Raw genomic sequence first — 15,456 nt, 5'->3', positions numbered from 1 at the left:
ACGCCTGTCTGACGGGTATTTATCCGCTGAAATCTCCAAGTCAGTAGCATGCCGACCCGTTACTCGGTCGTCTGCGACGACGACCTCGCACGGGAAGTCAAGACGCTGGCCCAGGAGTACGACCTGACCGAAGAGGAAGTGCTCCGCCAGCTGATCGACGTCGGACTGGATCACCTGTAGGTCGCCAGGTGGGACTGGCGGCTGCCCGAACTGACAGCGTACTGTAGAAGCAAACGGCGGAAGCGTTGGGAACGACTACGCGGGATTCTTCCGGGTCAGTTCGCTCCCGCAGATCGGACACCGGTCGTGGTTCTCGTCGAACTCGCGGCCACAGCCGGAACACTGGAACAGCCAGTCGCGCTGTTCGTCGATGCCGTCCTGGGCGATGACCTCGACGGAGACGTCGAGTTTCTCCGCGACGTTCTGCATCGCGTAGTCGTCGGTCACCAGGTGCCCGTCGAGTTCGAAAGCGGCGGCGACGAGCCGGACGTCGGTCCGAGAGAGTTCGTCGAGGTCGCCGGTCTCACGCGCGGCGCGCTCGATGCGCTCGACGGTCTCGCCCTCCGGGATGTGGAGGTGCATGCCCGACCCTTCGAGGGCGTCGAAGCGGTAGGCACTCTCGTCTTCGAGTTCCTCGCGGACCATCGGAATCGACGCGATGCGCTCTTGGGTGTGATACTCGTTTATGAATGCCGAAGAATCGAGAACGTACATCGAAGGACAAACGTCAGTTCTGGACGATCATGTGATCTTTGACCGCCTGTACGCGAGTGACGGGAATCAGAAACCGACCGGCGTCGTCCGTGTCGAACCCGGTGTCCCGGGCCATCTCGTCCGGTTCGACGACGAGATTGTGCAGTCGACCCGAGTTCGCGTCCATCGTGATGTTGTACAGCATGCCGAGTTCGGCCCCGTCCGAACCCATAACGGCCTTTCCCGAGAGGTTCTCGGCGAGTATCTCTGCCATACCGAGAGGTGTGTATTCCACTCACATAAACGCCACGGGCCGTGTGACGCGGGTCAGACGCTGGAACCCGCGAGCCGGGCGTCCTGCGGGTCCGATCAGTCGCGCGGGCGGCCGTGCGTCATCCGCTGACAGGCGTCCCCAAAAGGAGGAAGCTTAAATCCCGCGCACGGTTGGTATGGGGTAAGGATTCTCCACGGTGATATGCCATGTCTGACTCTGACCCGGACACTGAGACCGGTACGGCGGGGGACGAATCGAACGCGCTCAGGACACCGATCGTTGCAGTCCTCGGCCACGTAGACCACGGGAAAACCACGCTGCTGGACAAGATCCGCGGCTCGACCGTCACCGAGGGCGAAGCGGGCGCGATCACCCAGCACATCGGTGCGACCGCCGTCCCGCTCGAAACCATCTCCGAGATGGCCGGGAGTCTCGTCAACCCCGACGACTTCGACTTGCCGGGCCTGCTGTACATCGACACGCCCGGTCACCACTCCTTTTCGACGCTGCGCTCGCGCGGCGGCGCGCTCGCAGACATCGCAGTGCTCGTCATCGACGTCAACGACGGGTTCCAGCCCCAGACGCTGGAGGCCGTCGACATCCTGAAACGGACCCAGACGCCCTTCATCGTCGCCGCGAACAAAGTGGACACGGTCCCCGGCTGGAACCCCAACGAGGGCGAACCCATCCAGCAGTCCATCGAACAGCAATCGGACCGCGTCGAGGGCGACCTGAACGACCGCCTGTACAAGATCATCGGGCAGCTCAGCGACGAGGGCTTCTCCGCGGACATGTACTGGCGCGTCCAGAACTTCCAGAAGAACATCGGCGTCGTCCCCGTCTCGGCGATGACCGCCGAGGGCGTCCCCGACCTGCTGACCGTCCTGATGGGCCTCTCCCAGCGCTACATGAAAGAGGAGATGGCCATCGACGTCCAGGGTCCGGGCGCAGGCACGGTTTTGGAGGTCAAGGACACCCAGGGCTTCGGGACGACCGTCGACGCCGTCCTCTACGACGGCACGATCCGGGCGGACGACGAGATCATCGTCGGCGGCCTGAACGCACCGATCACGACGGAGGTACGCGCACTGCTCCAGCCCCGGCCGCTGGCCGAGATCCGCACCGAGAAGCAGTTCGAGAAAGTCGACGAGGTGTCGGCGGCGGCGGGTGTGAAGATCGCCGCGCCCGATCTCGACGACGCCATGGCCGGCGCGCCGATCCGCGTCGTCCGTAACCGGAACAAGGACGAAGTCGTCGCAGAGGTCGAGAAGGAACTCGCCGAGATCGAGGTCCGCACGGAAGAACAGGGCGTCATCGTCAAGGCGGACACGCTCGGGAGCCTGGAGGCCATCGCGAGCACGCTCGACGAGTCAGAGATCCCCATCGTCCGCGCGGAGGTCGGCGACGTCGCCCCGCGTGACATCCGGGTCGCCGAGACCGCCGCCGAGGACAAACACAAGGCGATCCTCGCGTTCTCAGTCGACATCCTCGACGACGCCGAGAAACTCGCCAAACAGGAGGGCGTTCGCATCTTCGAACACGACGTCATCTACCGGCTCATCGAGGAGTACGAGGAGCACGTCGAGGCGATCGAGCAGTCCCAGCAAGAGCAGGTCCTGGAGAACATCACCCGCCCCGCGCGCTTCCAGATCCTCAAAGACCACACCTTCCGCCAGTCCGACCCCGCAGTGGTCGGCGTCGAGGTCCGGTCGGGAACGGTCAAGCGCAACACGAACGCCGCGAAGTTCGAGGACGGCGAGTTCAAGCGCGTCGGCAACCTCAAATCCATCCAGGACGAGGGCGAGGACGTCGACGAACTCCGCGCCGGCGAGCGCGCGGCGGTCTCCATCGACGGCCCGACCGTCGGCCGCCAGATCGAAGAGGGCGACGAACTCTGGGTCCACCTCCCCGAGAAGCACGCGAAGATCCTCGAACAGGAACTCACCGAGGACATCCCGGCGGACGAGCGCGAAGCGCTCTCGATGTACCTGGAGAAACAGCGCAACCGCGACCCCTTCTGGGGGAAGTGAGCGGACCCCCGGCACGGGAATACCTCCGTTTTCTGCCAAGTAATAATATTTAATTAGCTCGCTGTGGACGGTGTGAGTGGAGGCAACCATCTCAGACACACGTCTCGATCGAGTGTCCGAGCCGGATCTGGTCCTCTCCGTGATTCCGGGACCACTGATAGTGGCGGTTGTCATCTGGTTTTTCGTCGGCGTGCCGCTCACGCTGGCGCTGGCAGTCGGGAGTCTGCCCGCGAGCGCTGCAATGGGCTACGCGCTGTTTTATTCGCCGCCGGTCGACGGCGAGACGAGCAGCAAGTGCGAGCGGTAGCGGCGCGGTTTGCTGACTACCCGTGCTAGCTGAGCAGCAGGAGGTCGCCAGCATCCGGCGAGCTTGCTCGCCGGTTCACCGGACGCGAGGCGAAGCCGAGCGTCCGGCTTTTTTAGCGTAGATTTTTTGACGGGGGTTGAGCGCTCGCCAGAGGCGAGCGCGATTCCCCCGTTAAAAAAGGTACTATTGGGCAGTCTGGGAGTTCGTATCGCCCATCGCCTGTTTGACCTGCAGGGCGGCACTCGCGGCGAGCCCCTGCGCGATGTCGGTGCGTTCGTCCTCAGCGATGCGGATGTCGGTCGTGTCCTCCGGGGTGTAGCCGGCGCTGACCATGGAGCCGACCGGGGGCTGGACGGCGACGGTCGCCCGGGGACCCTCGGGGCTCGCGGACAGTTCGAGACCGACGGCGAACTCGTCCGGGAGCAACTCGCGGGTTCGGGCGGCGACGCTGGCCAGATCGCGGCGGAGGTGCTGGCGCTGCTCGGCAGAAAGCGTCGGCACGTCGACGTCGTCGGTACCCGCGAACGGGGCGTTTCCGTACATTTCCGCTGTTCTATGTATGTCGAACGTATAAATCCGCCGGCTAGCGCAGGATTGGACGACTCTCCCCGTAGGCCGCGATGACCACGACCGTCGAGTACGCCTCGGGGTCGGAGTCGGCCTCGACGACGACTACGTCCTCGTCGGTGAACGACCAGTCTCGCAGATCCTTCCCCGCGTCCAGTCCGTCCCGGATGCGGTCGCGGACGGTCGCCTCGTCGTCGCCCGAGGACTCGTAGAAGATACCGCGCCCGGACTCGCTGCGTGCCCAGCCGATGCCAGCGGCGCCTGCGTCGCCCGGCCCCCGCGTGGCTCGGCCCTGGACGACCGTCAGCGAGTCGCCGACGTCGCCGAGGTCCGGGGCAGTCTCGACGACTTCGAGCTGCGCCGCCGCGGGGATGACCGAGGAGACGGTGATCAGGTTGAAGTTGTGGACGTTCGCCGCCGCGAGCGCCGCGTCGTAGGACGCCGTCGGCGTTGGCCCAGTTGCTCGTCCCCAGACGAGCCGAATGACGCTCATACCCGATATAGACCGCGGCCAGCGGTAAGGGGTTACGATTCCCCCCCAGCCACACCGTGCACCCGATCTGTCACTCACAGCTATCGGCACGGCAGTCCGCCGCGTCGGGACAAGCCGCAACAGAAGCGGACCGAGCGGGCACGCAGTCTTCGAGAAGGGCGATAAAACACCTATACAGTTACTGTGCGATTCCGCAGTGTGAATACGGTCATCGGCCGGCGACGGTGACGCGAGTCGAGTCGGACCGCCGCCCCGTGGCCGCGTTCACGGACAAACGATGAGACGAGACACAGACCGGACTGTCGACGAACTCCTCCGAGCACTGGCACACCCGCACAGGCGTCGGCTCCTGCGACGCCTGCACGAGCAACAGACGACGGACGGCCGGGACACGGTCTCGTTGACGACGGTCGAAACCGCTCTCGATGCCACCAGAGAACGGGCACAGGTTGCCCTCCATCATAGGCACCTGCCCGCGCTCCAGGCAGTCGGCCTCGTCGAGCACGCCAGCGACGAACAGACCGACGGGGGGACCGACAGTCGACAGGACGCGAACGACGATGACGTCGCGCCGGGACCTCGCTTCGAACGCGGAATCACGGTTCTCGAAGCGCTGGACGAGTAAGCACGCCGACGAGCCAGCCTCGCAGCGCTCCCAGCAAAGACGCACCCGAACAGGCCGTGGCCACTGTTCTTTAATGGTGCAGATCGACAGCAACAACGAGTCACAGAGCACGAAAGCAGCGGTCGCGGACGCCGTTCGTGACGCCGTCCCGTTTCTGGTCATCACCGCCCTCTGGATCGTCATCATGCTGGCCGTCTACGGGCTCTTCCTCGTGACGAAACCGCCGAACGTCGACTACGACGCCTGGGTACACGCCTCGGTGTTCGCCGTTCCTGGCATCGGGTTCCTCGGGCACGTCCTCCAGCAGGCACTCACGGGCAGCCACGCTGGCGAACGAGCCGACTGAAAGCGGTAGGCGAAAACGAGCACGCGGGGAACCGTTGTGCGGTTACGCCAGGAACACGTGCCGCGGGCGGTCGGCGAGGACGTCCTGTCCCCAGGAAACCGTCTCCGAGAAGGCGTCCGAGCGGAAGAAGTCCATCGCGTCCTCCTTGGCGCGCCACTGGCTGGAGATGAACATGTCGTTCTCGTCTTCGTGGTTGACCATCAGGGCCGTGTCGTGGTGGCCCTCCATGTCAGCGAGCAGTTCGCCGACTTCGCCGAACTTCTCGACGAAGTCCTCGCGGTGCTCGGGCTTGACCGTGTAGAACATCCCCATCGTCCCGAAGCCGGACTCTTCGCCCGCGCGGGCGACGATGCCGGGCAGGTCCGAGAGGAAATCGGAGGCCGTGTCGGCGGCGCTCTGGGTGTCCCAGATGCTGACGACGGCCGTCCGGTCGTCGTCGCCCGACTCGGAGTCGTACAGCGCCGTCTTCACGTGGGTGTCGTAGCGGTCGAAGCCGTCCCGGAGGTCGTCGACTTCCGCGAACAGCTCCTCGCGGTCGGCCTCGGAGTACAGCACCAGCGCGTACACGTCCTCGCCGTGTGGCTGGCCGGCGTAGATGTCCAGGTCTTCGAGTTCGCCGCGGATCTCGTCGCCCGCGTCGGTCTCGGCGTCGTCGGTCTCGCCGTCGCCCTCGCCGAGCGGACCGCGGTACCCCTCGACGATCCCCGAGAGGTCGTTGAGGAAGCCGCTTGCCGTGTCGGCGGCGCTCTCGGTCTTCCAGACGCTGGCGATGGCCGCCCGGCCCTCGTTGGCCCGGACCGTCGTCAGCACGTGCGTGTCGTAGTGCTCGAAGTTGCTCCGCAGGCCGTCGACCTCGTCGGCGAGGTCCTGCGCGTCGGCCTGGGAGTAAAAGACCAGGCCGTGGTCGCCCTCGTCGTAATCCTCACCGGGGTAGAGTCCGAGGTTGCCGAGTTTCTGCTGAATCTCGTCGTCGGCTTCGATCTCGTCGTCCTCGTCGCTGCCGCCCGTCGGGGGACCGCCGGCGTGAGAGTCGCTGTCGGACGTTCCGTGGCTGCCAGTCTCACCGCGAGGGTGACCGCCGGAGTCGCCGGCGTGAGCGGGTGCACTCGTCTCGGCGTGCTGGCCGGCGGTGTCGCTGTCCCCGGTCGGCACGTCGTCGCCCGCGAGGACGGCCGGCAGGTCTGCCGGCGGGAACTTCCGACCGAAGAAGAACGGACCGAACTCCGCGAAGTGGCTGGACGAGGGGTCGAACCGCATCTCGTTCAGGAGGTCCTTGATGTTCGTGGGGTCGTCGGCCCACAGCGTGATGCCCCACTCCCAGTCGTCTAAGCCGACGCTGCTGGCGATCATCTGGCTGACCTTCCCGGCGTAGCCCTTGCCGATGTTGCCGTGGCGTTCCATGATGTCGGCCCGCTCGTCGAACGGCATGTCGTACCAGTTCTGCTCGGGCTGGCGGCGCTTGCTCATCGGGTAGAAACAGACGTGCTCCGAGTCCGGGACCTCGGGATGGAGCCGTTTCTGGATGTACTGCGCGAGACTGGAGTCGTCGTCGACCTCGCCTTCGAAGTAACCGCGGGCCGACTCCGTGTAGCCCGACGCCTCCGTCACCGAGAGGTAGGAGTTGGGCTGCTCGGTGAACTCGGCGAAGGCGGTCTGCTCGAACCGGCGCTCGGCGGTGTCCAGTTCCGCGACCGTCTCGCGGAGGTGCATGATCAGGACGTCGGCCTTGTGTCCCACGACGGTGTAGACGGCGGTCGCACCGCCGCCGAACTCGTCGGGGTCGGTCACGTCGTCCAGGTTCGCGTGGGACTGGAGGTAGTCGATCCCCTCCTCGAGCGCGCGCTCGCGGCGGTGTTCGGGCGCGTTGCGCCAGGCGTCCCAGTCGATCGTCCGGAAGTCGTGCAGGGCGTACCAACCCTCTTCGGTCGGTGGCGGATCGCGCTGTTCCATACGGGGCCGTTCGGAACGGTCCGTAAGGAGGTTTCCGTTCTCAGTCTTCGAGAACCGAGCCGTCGTCCTCGGCTCGCGCTCGGGTGAGACGGCGCCGAATCTCGCGCGGCCGCGGATTGATCTGCGAGTCGTTGATGTGTTCCCAGTCGTCGAACGGGCCGTCGTGAGTCAATCTGATCGGTGAGTCCGGGTAGTTGTAGTTCATCACGCTCGGGTAGGTGGCCGCCGACACCGCGTACGAGTCCACGCCCGCGTAGTCGTCGGCGTCGATCCCGAGCGAGTGGCCGAGTTCGTGGACGAACGTCCCCGCGAAGTCGCCGCCCTGGTACTCGATCGCCATCTGGCGGTAGCCGGGTCCCGACGATTGAAACCCGGTCCGCGTCCTGTTCTCGCCGCCCGCCTGTCCGACGAACACGGCGTAATGGTAGCCGACCGACGAGTTGTCGAAGTGGGCCTTCCGAATCCGAGAGAGTTCTTTCGGGGTCGTCGCGGTGGGAGAGCCGATCTCGTCGTCGATGACGAAGTGGACATCGATCCCGGTGGAGCCGTCCGGGTTCCGGACGGGAGCCGCCTCGAAAACCGCCGCGACTCGGTCGAGCGTCTCCCGGGACGGGCGCTTCCCGGTCACGTAATCGATCTCGACGAACACGTCCCGCTGCAGCGGGTCAGCGCCAGCGATCGGCGGGCCGCCGACCAGTTCGACGCTGTCCGAGAACTCGTCGTCGTCGGTGTCCGCCGTCGTCGGGTCGGTCTCCAGCGCCGAGAGCTCGTACCAGTCGTCGAGGCCGTCGCCGTCGGAGTCCGCTTTGAAGGCGTTCGTCCCCAGCGCCCGCTCGCGCTCGTTGCTGAGGCCGTCCCGATCGAAGTCGCGGTCCGGAAACCCCGGAACGTGCGTGATCGGGACGAGACCCTGCGTCCAGGCGAGGACGGCGAGGACGAGGAGAGCGATCACGACCCGGCCGTTCATACAGCGCCACGGTCGACCGAATCACACGTTGTACGTCGGACGTTACCACGGTCAGTTCCGGGTAAGACACGACTAGACCACGATGAAGAGGCCAGCGCGACCGACCGTTAGGTGCTGGCCAGCAGACCGGGGCCGAAGATCATCAGGAACAGGCCCGCGAGCATCACCAGACTGATCGAGATGGTGACGGCCGTGGTCAGCCGGCGACCGCCCTCGATGGGGAGCCGCGAGATGACGGCCTCGGTGCTCGTCCGCAGGATGTGCCCGCCGTCGAGCGGGAAGGCCGGAACGAGGTTGAACATCCCGAGCTGGAGGTTGATCCACGCCGTCCAGAACGTGACGTTCGCCAGCGTGAACACGCCCCCGCCGAGCGCGGCGAGCGGCCCCTCGACGGTGTAGAAGCCGACGACTTCCGGGACGAAGCCCGCGAAGTTGTACGAGAAGTTCGGGTCGAGGACGCTGATGAAGGGCAGCAGGAGGACGGCGAACACCTGGCGGACGAACGAGCCGTCGGTCAGGCCACCGAGGGGACCGCTCCCGCCGCCGAGCAACCCGAGGAAGCCCTCGGCAGGGTAGATGTCGATGCCGAAGTCGTTGACGGCCAGGCCGCTCGTCCCGCCCTGGAGGAAGACGCCGAGGTACGCGCCCTCGCCGTCCGGGTCCTGAACCAGTGAGACGTTGTAGGTCGCCGGCTGCGCCCGCTCGCCCTGCAGGACGTACGCCTCGACGGTCACCTCGTCACCGGCGTCGTGCTGTGCCAGCGCCGTCTGGAGCGTCGCCGTATCGGTGACGCGCGTCTCACCGAACTGCGTGATGACGATCGGCGTCCCGTTGGTCGGTGCGCCGGCTTCGTCAAGCGGGTCGCCCGCGCTCGCTCGGGTCACGTACGCACCCACTGGGAACGTCGCGTTGCCGGCGGTGGTCGACACCGTGACGAGCGAGCGGTTCTGGATCGCGTCGGCGAAGCCCTGTTCAGTGTAGACCGCCGTCCCGTTGACGGCGGTGATCGTCGGCGGCGTCGCCCCGCTAATGTTGACGCCGGTTTCGCCGGGCCGCCCGTCGAGCACCCCAGGGACGGCCCGCGTTATCATCAGCGTCCGATTGACCGTCACCGCGGGGGCGTCTTGCCGCTCGACCGTGACCGTCCGGTCGGTGGTGTTGACGAGCACCGAGTCGAGTTCCGAGGCGTTGGCGACGGGCTGGCCGTCGACGCTCGTGATGACGTCACCGCCCTCGATGCCGGACGCTCCAGCGGCCGACCCCGGGAACGTCTTGCCGACGGGGACGCCGCTCACGACCGAGATCGAGCCGATGATCGGTCCGAACAGCAAGAGGAAGGCGACGAGCGTGATCGCGAAGTTGTTCGTGACGCCGGCGGCGAACATCCGCGTCTGTGCGCCGCGGTTCGCCCGGTTCCGGCTCTCCTCGCTGGGTTCGACGAACGCCCCGATGGGGATGAACGCGAACAGCGCCAGCCCCATCGAGTCGATGTCGATGTCCTCGACGCGGCAGAGCAGTCCGTGGCCGCCTTCGTGGACGATGAGACCGGCGACGAGCCCGAACACGATCTCGGGCGCGGCGGACATCGGGAGGAAGTCATTGACGCCGGGAATCACGAGGACGTTCTGGGGGTTGCGGACCGGCGTCGCCTCGGGTTGGCTGAACGACCGGATGCCGGCGAGCAACACCGTCACGAACATGCCGATCATCACCACGAGTGCGATACCGACGCCGAAGTTCCCCCAGGCGCGCCAGAACCGACGCGGGGACGCCAGCCAGTTCAGGAACGCGCGACCACGCTTCGTGTGGATCGTGGTAATCGGCCCCTGAACCCGGATGTACTCGGGAATCTTGCCCTGGGCCCGCAGCGCCATCGCGACGAGCGTATAGAGGAGAACGCCTGCGAGCACCCAGGTCAGCGTGCTTACCATCGTCCGACGAGACGGGCCTGTGAGTCAAGAGAGTTTGGTTCACGACACCGGCGGGCGACCGCCGGGTGACCGCGGCCCGAGGGCGTCCCCGAACAGTGCTACGCGTCCCGACGGAGGCGGTCGAGCACGAACTGCTCGTCCAGCGCGGCCAGGAACGGCCCGAGCCGCGGTCCCTGGTCGGTGTCGAGGAACAGCTGGTAGCCGGCCGCGAAGAAATCGCCCACCTCCACGTCGTTGCGCTTTGCCGCCTCGTAGATCTCGCCCTGGATCTCCTCGCCGTCGTGCCCGGCTTGGACGAAGTCGGCCAGTTCGGCCAGCGCAGCCGCCACGTCGTCGTCGAAGTCGGTCTCGGGGAGGTCCTCGGCCAGCCGGTAGTTGTACTCGTTGTCGGTCCGCTTTGCCCACTGTCGGGCGCGCTCGACGCGCGCGAGCGCGGCCTCGATCTCCGCCTCGGTGGCGTCCTCGGGGATGTGGCCCTCGCGCCGCGCCATCTGCTCGCGGAGTTCGGGGTCGTCGGTCATCCCCAGCACGGCGGCGAACGTGTACGGGATGCGGATGGGCTGGTCGTCGGCCGCCTCGCCGTCGCCGGACTGCGTCCGGCTTCCCGAGGCACTTCGTGCCTCGCTACCGACGGCCATCGGATAGGCTCGCTCGGCGAGTTCCGCTTCCTCCTCGTCGCGGGGCTCCTCGGTGCCGTAGTACACCCGCTCGAACTGGTCGAACTCGTCGACCAGCTGGTCGAGCGTCGTCACGTCGAAGTCACGCTGCTTGCGGGGGTTCTTGGTGAAGAAGTACCGGAACACCTCGGGTTCGAGCAACTCCAGCACCTCCGAAACGGTGACGATGTTGCCCGACGACGAGGAGAGCGCCTCGCCGTTGAGCGTGAACCACTCGTACACCATCGGCACCGGCGGCTCGACGTCGAGGACGTTCCGGGCGATGTCCTCCCCGCTCGGCCAGGAGCCTTCTGCGTGGTCTTTCCCGAACGGCTCGAAGTCCACCCCCAGGATGTCCCACTGGGCGGGCCACTCGAAACGCCACGGGAGCTTGCCGTCCCGGAGCGTCGCCGTGCCCTCGTGGCCACAGCCCTCGATGGTCCGGTCGCCGGCTTCCATCTCGGTGCACTCGTACGCGACGGTACCCTCGTCGAGATCGACGTCGACGATCTGGCCCGTCAGCAGCCCGCACTCGCTGCACTGGGGCGTGAACGGGACGTAGGAGTCGTCCACGCTGGCCTGGTACTCGGCGAGCGTCTCGCGGGCTTGGTCGGTGTGTTCGAGCAGGAAGCGCGTGATCTCCTCGAACTCCCCGTCGGCGTACAGTTCGGTGTTCGAGACGAACTCGACGGGCACGTCCACCAGGTCCGCGCTCTGTTCGAGGAGGTTGGTGAAGTGCGCGCCGTAGGAGTCACAGCAGCCGAACGGGTCGGGGATGTCCGTGTAGGGTTTCCCGAGGTTCTGGCCGACGGCGGCCGAGTCGACGGCGTCGTCACCGAAGTCGACGACGTTCCAGTCGAGGTCGGCCAGCGTTCGGGGGATCTTCCGGAGCGGGTCCTTGTCGTCGGTCGTGAACACCTGGCGGACCTCGTGGCCGCGGTCTCGGAGGGCTTCGGCGACGAAGTAGCTCCGCAGAATCTCGTTGAAGTGGCCGATGTGCGGGACACCCGAGGGGGAGACGCCGCCCTTGATGACGATGGGCTCGTCGGGCTCGCTCGCCAGAATGGCGTCCGCGACGGCGTCGGCCCAGAACGCGCGGCCGGCCGTGCGTCCGACCGCGTAGGGGTCGTACAGGTCGATGTCCTCGACTGCGCTCTCGGCGTCCTCGCTCATCGGTCACCACCGGGCCGGATCTCGGTCCCGTCGTGCTCGTCGTCGTCGATCGCGCTGGCGACCCGTTCGGGTTCGGTGCCGTCGAGGACGATGGCGCGCAGGTTCGCCCGCTGGATGACTTTCGCGGCCAGCAGGTCCACCGGGGCGTTGCTGCCCGCCTCCATCTCGATGTCGGCGATGATGTCGACCAGTTCGTCGGGCGTCATCTCCGCGAACCGGGTGGCGTCCTCGTGTTCGTTGGGATCGGCGCTGAACACGCCGGGGACGCTCGTCGCGTACACCAGCAGGTCGGCGTTGACGTACTCCGCGAGCACGGCGCTCACGGCGTCGGTGGTCTGTGCTGGCGTGACCCCGCCCATCACCGGCACGTCCCCGCGGTGCATCGCGGTGCCCGCGTCCTCGTAGTTCTCGGGCGGCGTCGGAGCGGCCTGCTCGCCCATCGCGGCGATGAGCAGTTGGGCGTTCAGCCGGGTGACGCCGATGCCGAGTTGGTCGAGTTGCATCTCGTTTGCGCCCAGGTCCCGGGCGGTCGTGATGTAGTCCCGAGCGACCGTGCCCCCGCCGACGACGACGCCGACGCGGTGGCCGTTCGCGACCAGCCCTTCGATGACGTCCGCGTAGGCGCGTACTCGGTCCGGTTCGAGGTCGGGCGCGAGCACGCTCCCGCCGATAGAAACGACGACTTTCATTACGTCCGGGTTGCTCCGAGCCGTTCTTAAGCGTTCGTACTCCGCGTCGGCCGGGCGATCGCGGGACCGAAAGCTAATGCGCCCAGACGGCCTGCGATTCAGGTATGCACGTACTCGGCGTGGTGGGGCCGTCCGACTCCGGGAAGACGACGCTCGTCGAACGGCTCGTCGAGCGACTGACCGACCGCGGACGGGTCGCCACGGTCAAACACCTCACGCACGCACCCGACGTCGACACCGAGGGGAAAGACACGGACCGCCACCGGACAGCCGGAGCCGCAGCGACCTACGGCCTCACCGACGACGAGGGCTGGTTCGCCACCGGCACCGAGCGAACGCTGGACGAGACGCTGGCCGACCTCGCGCCCGCGTACGATTACGCAGTCGTCGAGGGGTTCAGCCACGCTGCGATCCCACAGGTCGTCCTGGGGGACCGCGAGCACGCCGGCCCCGAACTCGCGGCCGGTCCGGACGCCGACGCCGTCGACGTCGACGACGTACTCTCGTCGCTCGCGTCGACCGAACCGTACGTGACCCTCGACACGCTGGTCGAGGAGGTCAAAGCGTCACCAGCGGCCGAACGCGCCGGCGCGATCGCGACGTTCACCGGCCGCGTCCGCGCGAAAGACGCCCCCGAGGACGCTCCGACGGAGTACCTGGAGTTCGAGAAGTACGAAGGCGTCGCCGAGGAGAAGATGGAGACCATCAGCGCCGAGCTCGAAACCCGAGACGGCGTCGTAGACGTTCGCCTCCACCACCGAACGGGCGTCATCGAGTACGGCGAGGACATCGTGTTCGTCGTCGTGCTCGCCGGCCACCGCGAAGAAGCGTTCCGGACCGTCGAAGACGGCATCGACCGGCTCAAAGACGAGGTCCCGATCTTCAAAAAGGAAGTGACCGTCGACGAGGAGTTCTGGGTCCACGACAGGGAGTGACCGACCGCGCGCCAGGCGAGATGCGGCAACATCACCCGCCAAATGGCGCTGCGAGTGGCCGTGTCAGTCCCACTCGGCCACCCTGGAGTAAGAACATCATAACGGCCTTAGATTCGTTTGTAAAACGTCTCGCGCCCTCTCGAAACGTTATGAAAGAGTTGTTTTACACCGATTTAGGCGGAAAAAGGCCCGAACCGACGCTAAAACCGCCGAAGTGACTCGAAGCTTCCTGGCTTTATATGCAGATGTAGTTGATACGAACGGATGAGGTGTCACAAATGAGCGCTACAACGCAGCCCTCCACCGAAACGCAGAGCAAGGAAGAACGACTCCGGTCGTACCTGAAGCAGAAAGCCCAGGACGGCGAGATGTACTTCAAGAGCAAATTCATCGCAGACGAGGTCGGCCTCTCGCCCAAGGAGATCGGTGCGCTCATGGTCAAACTCAGCGAATCCGCGACGGATCTGGAAGTCGAGAAGTGGTCGTACACGAGCGCGACCACGTGGCGAATCGAGCCCGCCAACTAGACACCACGACGCAGCCTCCCCGGCCGTTCCCCCGACGACAGCCGTCCCGAACCGCCGTCTCGGGGCCCTCCCCGACCCCCGAGATCGACCGTTCGAGACACTGACGAGTTCTTTCGTGTGATATTCGGACCGGAGATTTATACGGTCGCGTGTACAAGGGGAAATCGATGGATGGGAGCGGTGTCCCGGGGGACGCGCCCGCGGTCGACGAACTCTCTTCGGCGTTTCGCGTCTACGAGGTGCGGACCGACGGCGACAAACTCCTGTATATCGGTCGCCCAGCAGTCTCCTCGGACGTTCTGGAGCGTGAAGTGTGGCCACTGTTCCACGAGTACGACTACGACGTGTCGCTCCAGCAGCAGCCGTCCAGAGGCCCCCAGTTGATGGCCGGGAACTACGCGCTCGTCGCGAAACCCCGATCGCTCGGCCTGAACGGGATTCCCTGGACGAACGTCGTACTTGCGGTTTTGACAGTTCTCTCGACGCTGTTCGTCGGCACCGTCTGGTACGGAATCGACGTCGGGAACGACCCGCTCAGCCTCCTGGAGGCCTGGCCGTTTACCGCTGCTGTGCTCGGCGTCCTCGGGACGCACGAACTCGGCCACTACGTGATGAGTCGCTACCACCGGGTCGACGCTAGCCTGCCGTATTTCATCCCCTTCCCCTCGATCTTCGGGACGATGGGGGCCGTCATCAAGATGCGCGGCCGAATACCCGACCGGAAGGCGCTGTTCGACATCGGCGTCGCCGGTCCGCTGGCCGGACTGGGCGCGACAGTCGTCGTGACCATCATCGGCCTCCACCTGGACCCGGTGCGGGTGCCGTTCGAGTTGTCGTTCAACCACCCGCTCATGCTGCAGGTGCTGTCGGCGATCACCGGCCAGCCGCTCACCTACAGCGCCCCGAACAAGATCTTCAATCCGGTCGTCTTCGGCGGCTGGCTCGGGATGTTCATCACGTTCCTGAACCTGCTGCCCGTCGGCCAACTCGACGGCGGCCACATCGTCCGAGCGATGTTCGGCAAGCGGACGGAGACGGTGTCTGCGGCCGTCCCAGCCGGCCTCTTCGGCCTCGGCGCCTACCTGTTCGTCGCCCGGAGTGGCCAGGCAGTGTACATCTGGTTCATCTGGGGCGTCCTGGCGCTCGGTCTCGCCTACGCCGGGCCGACCGACCCCATCGACGACTCCCCGCTCGACCGGAAACGGTTCGCGGTCGGACTCCTCACCTTCCTGCTCGGACTGGCGTGTTTCACGCCGATCCCGATCGAGGTCGCCGCGGCCTGAGCGTCGCTCT

General features: G+C 66.2%; 17 protein-coding genes. 8 read left to right on the top strand and 9 right to left on the bottom strand.

The window, feature by feature from the left end; genetic code table 11:
- Positions 1-48: 48 nt before the first annotated feature.
- Positions 49-180 (top strand): CopG family transcriptional regulator, encoded by a 132-nt coding sequence (locus MU553_RS06315; RefSeq protein WP_247376848.1) that lies wholly within the window; start codon positions 49-51, stop codon positions 178-180.
- Positions 181-255: 75 nt separating this feature from the next.
- On the opposite strand, the gene MU553_RS06310 is transcribed toward MU553_RS06315, so the two are convergent.
- Together MU553_RS06310 and MU553_RS06305 are read right to left on the bottom strand one after the other, a co-directional pair.
- Positions 256-714, bottom strand: coding sequence for an NOB1 family endonuclease (locus MU553_RS06310; RefSeq protein WP_247376846.1), 459 nt, complete (start codon positions 712-714; stop codon positions 256-258).
- Between the two features lie 13 nt (positions 715-727).
- A complete protein-coding gene (locus MU553_RS06305; RefSeq protein WP_247376845.1) occupies positions 728-967 on the bottom strand; it encodes a PRC-barrel domain-containing protein in 240 nt (79 codons plus the stop codon).
- A gap of 206 nt (positions 968-1,173) precedes the next feature.
- On the opposite strand from MU553_RS06305, the gene infB reads away from it, so the two are divergent.
- Together infB and MU553_RS06295 are read left to right on the top strand one after the other, a co-directional pair.
- Positions 1,174-2,997, top strand: coding sequence for a translation initiation factor IF-2 (infB, locus tag MU553_RS06300; protein WP_247376844.1), 1,824 nt, complete (start codon positions 1,174-1,176; stop codon positions 2,995-2,997).
- A 76-nt stretch (positions 2,998-3,073) separates the two neighbouring features.
- Positions 3,074-3,304, top strand: a complete 231-nt coding sequence (locus MU553_RS06295; RefSeq protein ID WP_247376842.1) for a DUF8015 family protein — start codon at positions 3,074-3,076, stop codon at positions 3,302-3,304.
- Positions 3,305-3,487: 183 nt separating this feature from the next.
- Here MU553_RS06295 and MU553_RS06290 read toward each other — a convergent pair whose 3' ends face one another.
- A complete protein-coding gene (locus MU553_RS06290; protein WP_247376840.1) occupies positions 3,488-3,847 on the bottom strand; it encodes a DUF5811 family protein in 360 nt (119 codons plus the stop codon).
- Positions 3,848-3,887: 40 nt separating this feature from the next.
- Complete coding sequence (locus tag MU553_RS06285; protein ID WP_247376838.1) at positions 3,888-4,364, bottom strand: pyruvoyl-dependent arginine decarboxylase; 477 nt, start codon at positions 4,362-4,364, stop codon at positions 3,888-3,890.
- 277 nt (positions 4,365-4,641) lie between these two features.
- Between MU553_RS06285 and MU553_RS06280 the strand changes: the two genes are divergently transcribed.
- Positions 4,642-4,989, top strand: coding sequence for a DUF7344 domain-containing protein (locus MU553_RS06280; RefSeq protein ID WP_247376836.1), 348 nt, complete (start codon positions 4,642-4,644; stop codon positions 4,987-4,989).
- Positions 4,990-5,062: 73 nt separating this feature from the next.
- Positions 5,063-5,335 (top strand): hypothetical protein, encoded by a 273-nt coding sequence (locus tag MU553_RS06275; RefSeq protein WP_247376834.1) that lies wholly within the window; start codon positions 5,063-5,065, stop codon positions 5,333-5,335.
- A 42-nt stretch (positions 5,336-5,377) separates the two neighbouring features.
- Here MU553_RS06275 and MU553_RS06270 read toward each other — a convergent pair whose 3' ends face one another.
- From MU553_RS06270 to pyrH, 5 genes are all read right to left on the bottom strand, one after another.
- Positions 5,378-7,285 (bottom strand): heme-binding protein, encoded by a 1,908-nt coding sequence (locus tag MU553_RS06270; protein WP_247376832.1) that lies wholly within the window; start codon positions 7,283-7,285, stop codon positions 5,378-5,380.
- Between the two features lie 40 nt (positions 7,286-7,325).
- Entirely contained in the window at positions 7,326-8,252 is a 927-nt protein-coding gene (locus tag MU553_RS06265; RefSeq protein ID WP_247376830.1) for a zinc metalloprotease, read from the bottom strand.
- Positions 8,253-8,359: 107 nt separating this feature from the next.
- The gene (locus MU553_RS06260; protein WP_247376828.1) at positions 8,360-10,183 is read right to left on the bottom strand and encodes a site-2 protease family protein; all 1,824 of its coding nucleotides are present in this window, start codon (positions 10,181-10,183) and stop codon (positions 8,360-8,362) included.
- Positions 10,184-10,281: 98 nt separating this feature from the next.
- Positions 10,282-12,012 carry a lysine--tRNA ligase gene (gene lysS, locus MU553_RS06255; RefSeq protein ID WP_247376826.1) on the bottom strand — a complete coding sequence of 577 codons (1,731 nt, stop codon included), beginning with the start codon at positions 12,010-12,012 and terminating at the stop codon, positions 10,282-10,284.
- A complete protein-coding gene (gene pyrH / locus MU553_RS06250) occupies positions 12,009-12,701 on the bottom strand; it encodes a UMP kinase (RefSeq protein ID WP_247376824.1) in 693 nt (230 codons plus the stop codon). The genes lysS and pyrH overlap by 4 nt, the downstream gene beginning before the upstream one ends.
- Positions 12,702-12,805: 104 nt before the next feature.
- On the opposite strand from pyrH, the gene MU553_RS06245 reads away from it, so the two are divergent.
- From MU553_RS06245 to MU553_RS06235, 3 genes are all read left to right on the top strand, one after another.
- Entirely contained in the window at positions 12,806-13,636 is an 831-nt protein-coding gene (locus MU553_RS06245) for a molybdopterin synthase (protein WP_247376822.1), read from the top strand.
- Between the two features lie 278 nt (positions 13,637-13,914).
- On the top strand, positions 13,915-14,163 hold the full coding sequence (locus MU553_RS06240) for a DUF7123 family protein (RefSeq protein ID WP_247376820.1): 249 nt from the start codon (positions 13,915-13,917) through the stop codon (positions 14,161-14,163).
- Positions 14,164-14,330: 167 nt separating this feature from the next.
- Positions 14,331-15,446 (top strand): site-2 protease family protein, encoded by a 1,116-nt coding sequence (locus MU553_RS06235; protein ID WP_247376818.1) that lies wholly within the window; start codon positions 14,331-14,333, stop codon positions 15,444-15,446.
- Positions 15,447-15,456: the final 10 nt, after the last annotated feature.

The organism is Halorientalis brevis (assembly GCF_023077655.1).
Note: the sequence above shows the minus strand (reverse complement) of the source record. Positions and strands in the feature narration are given on the sequence as shown.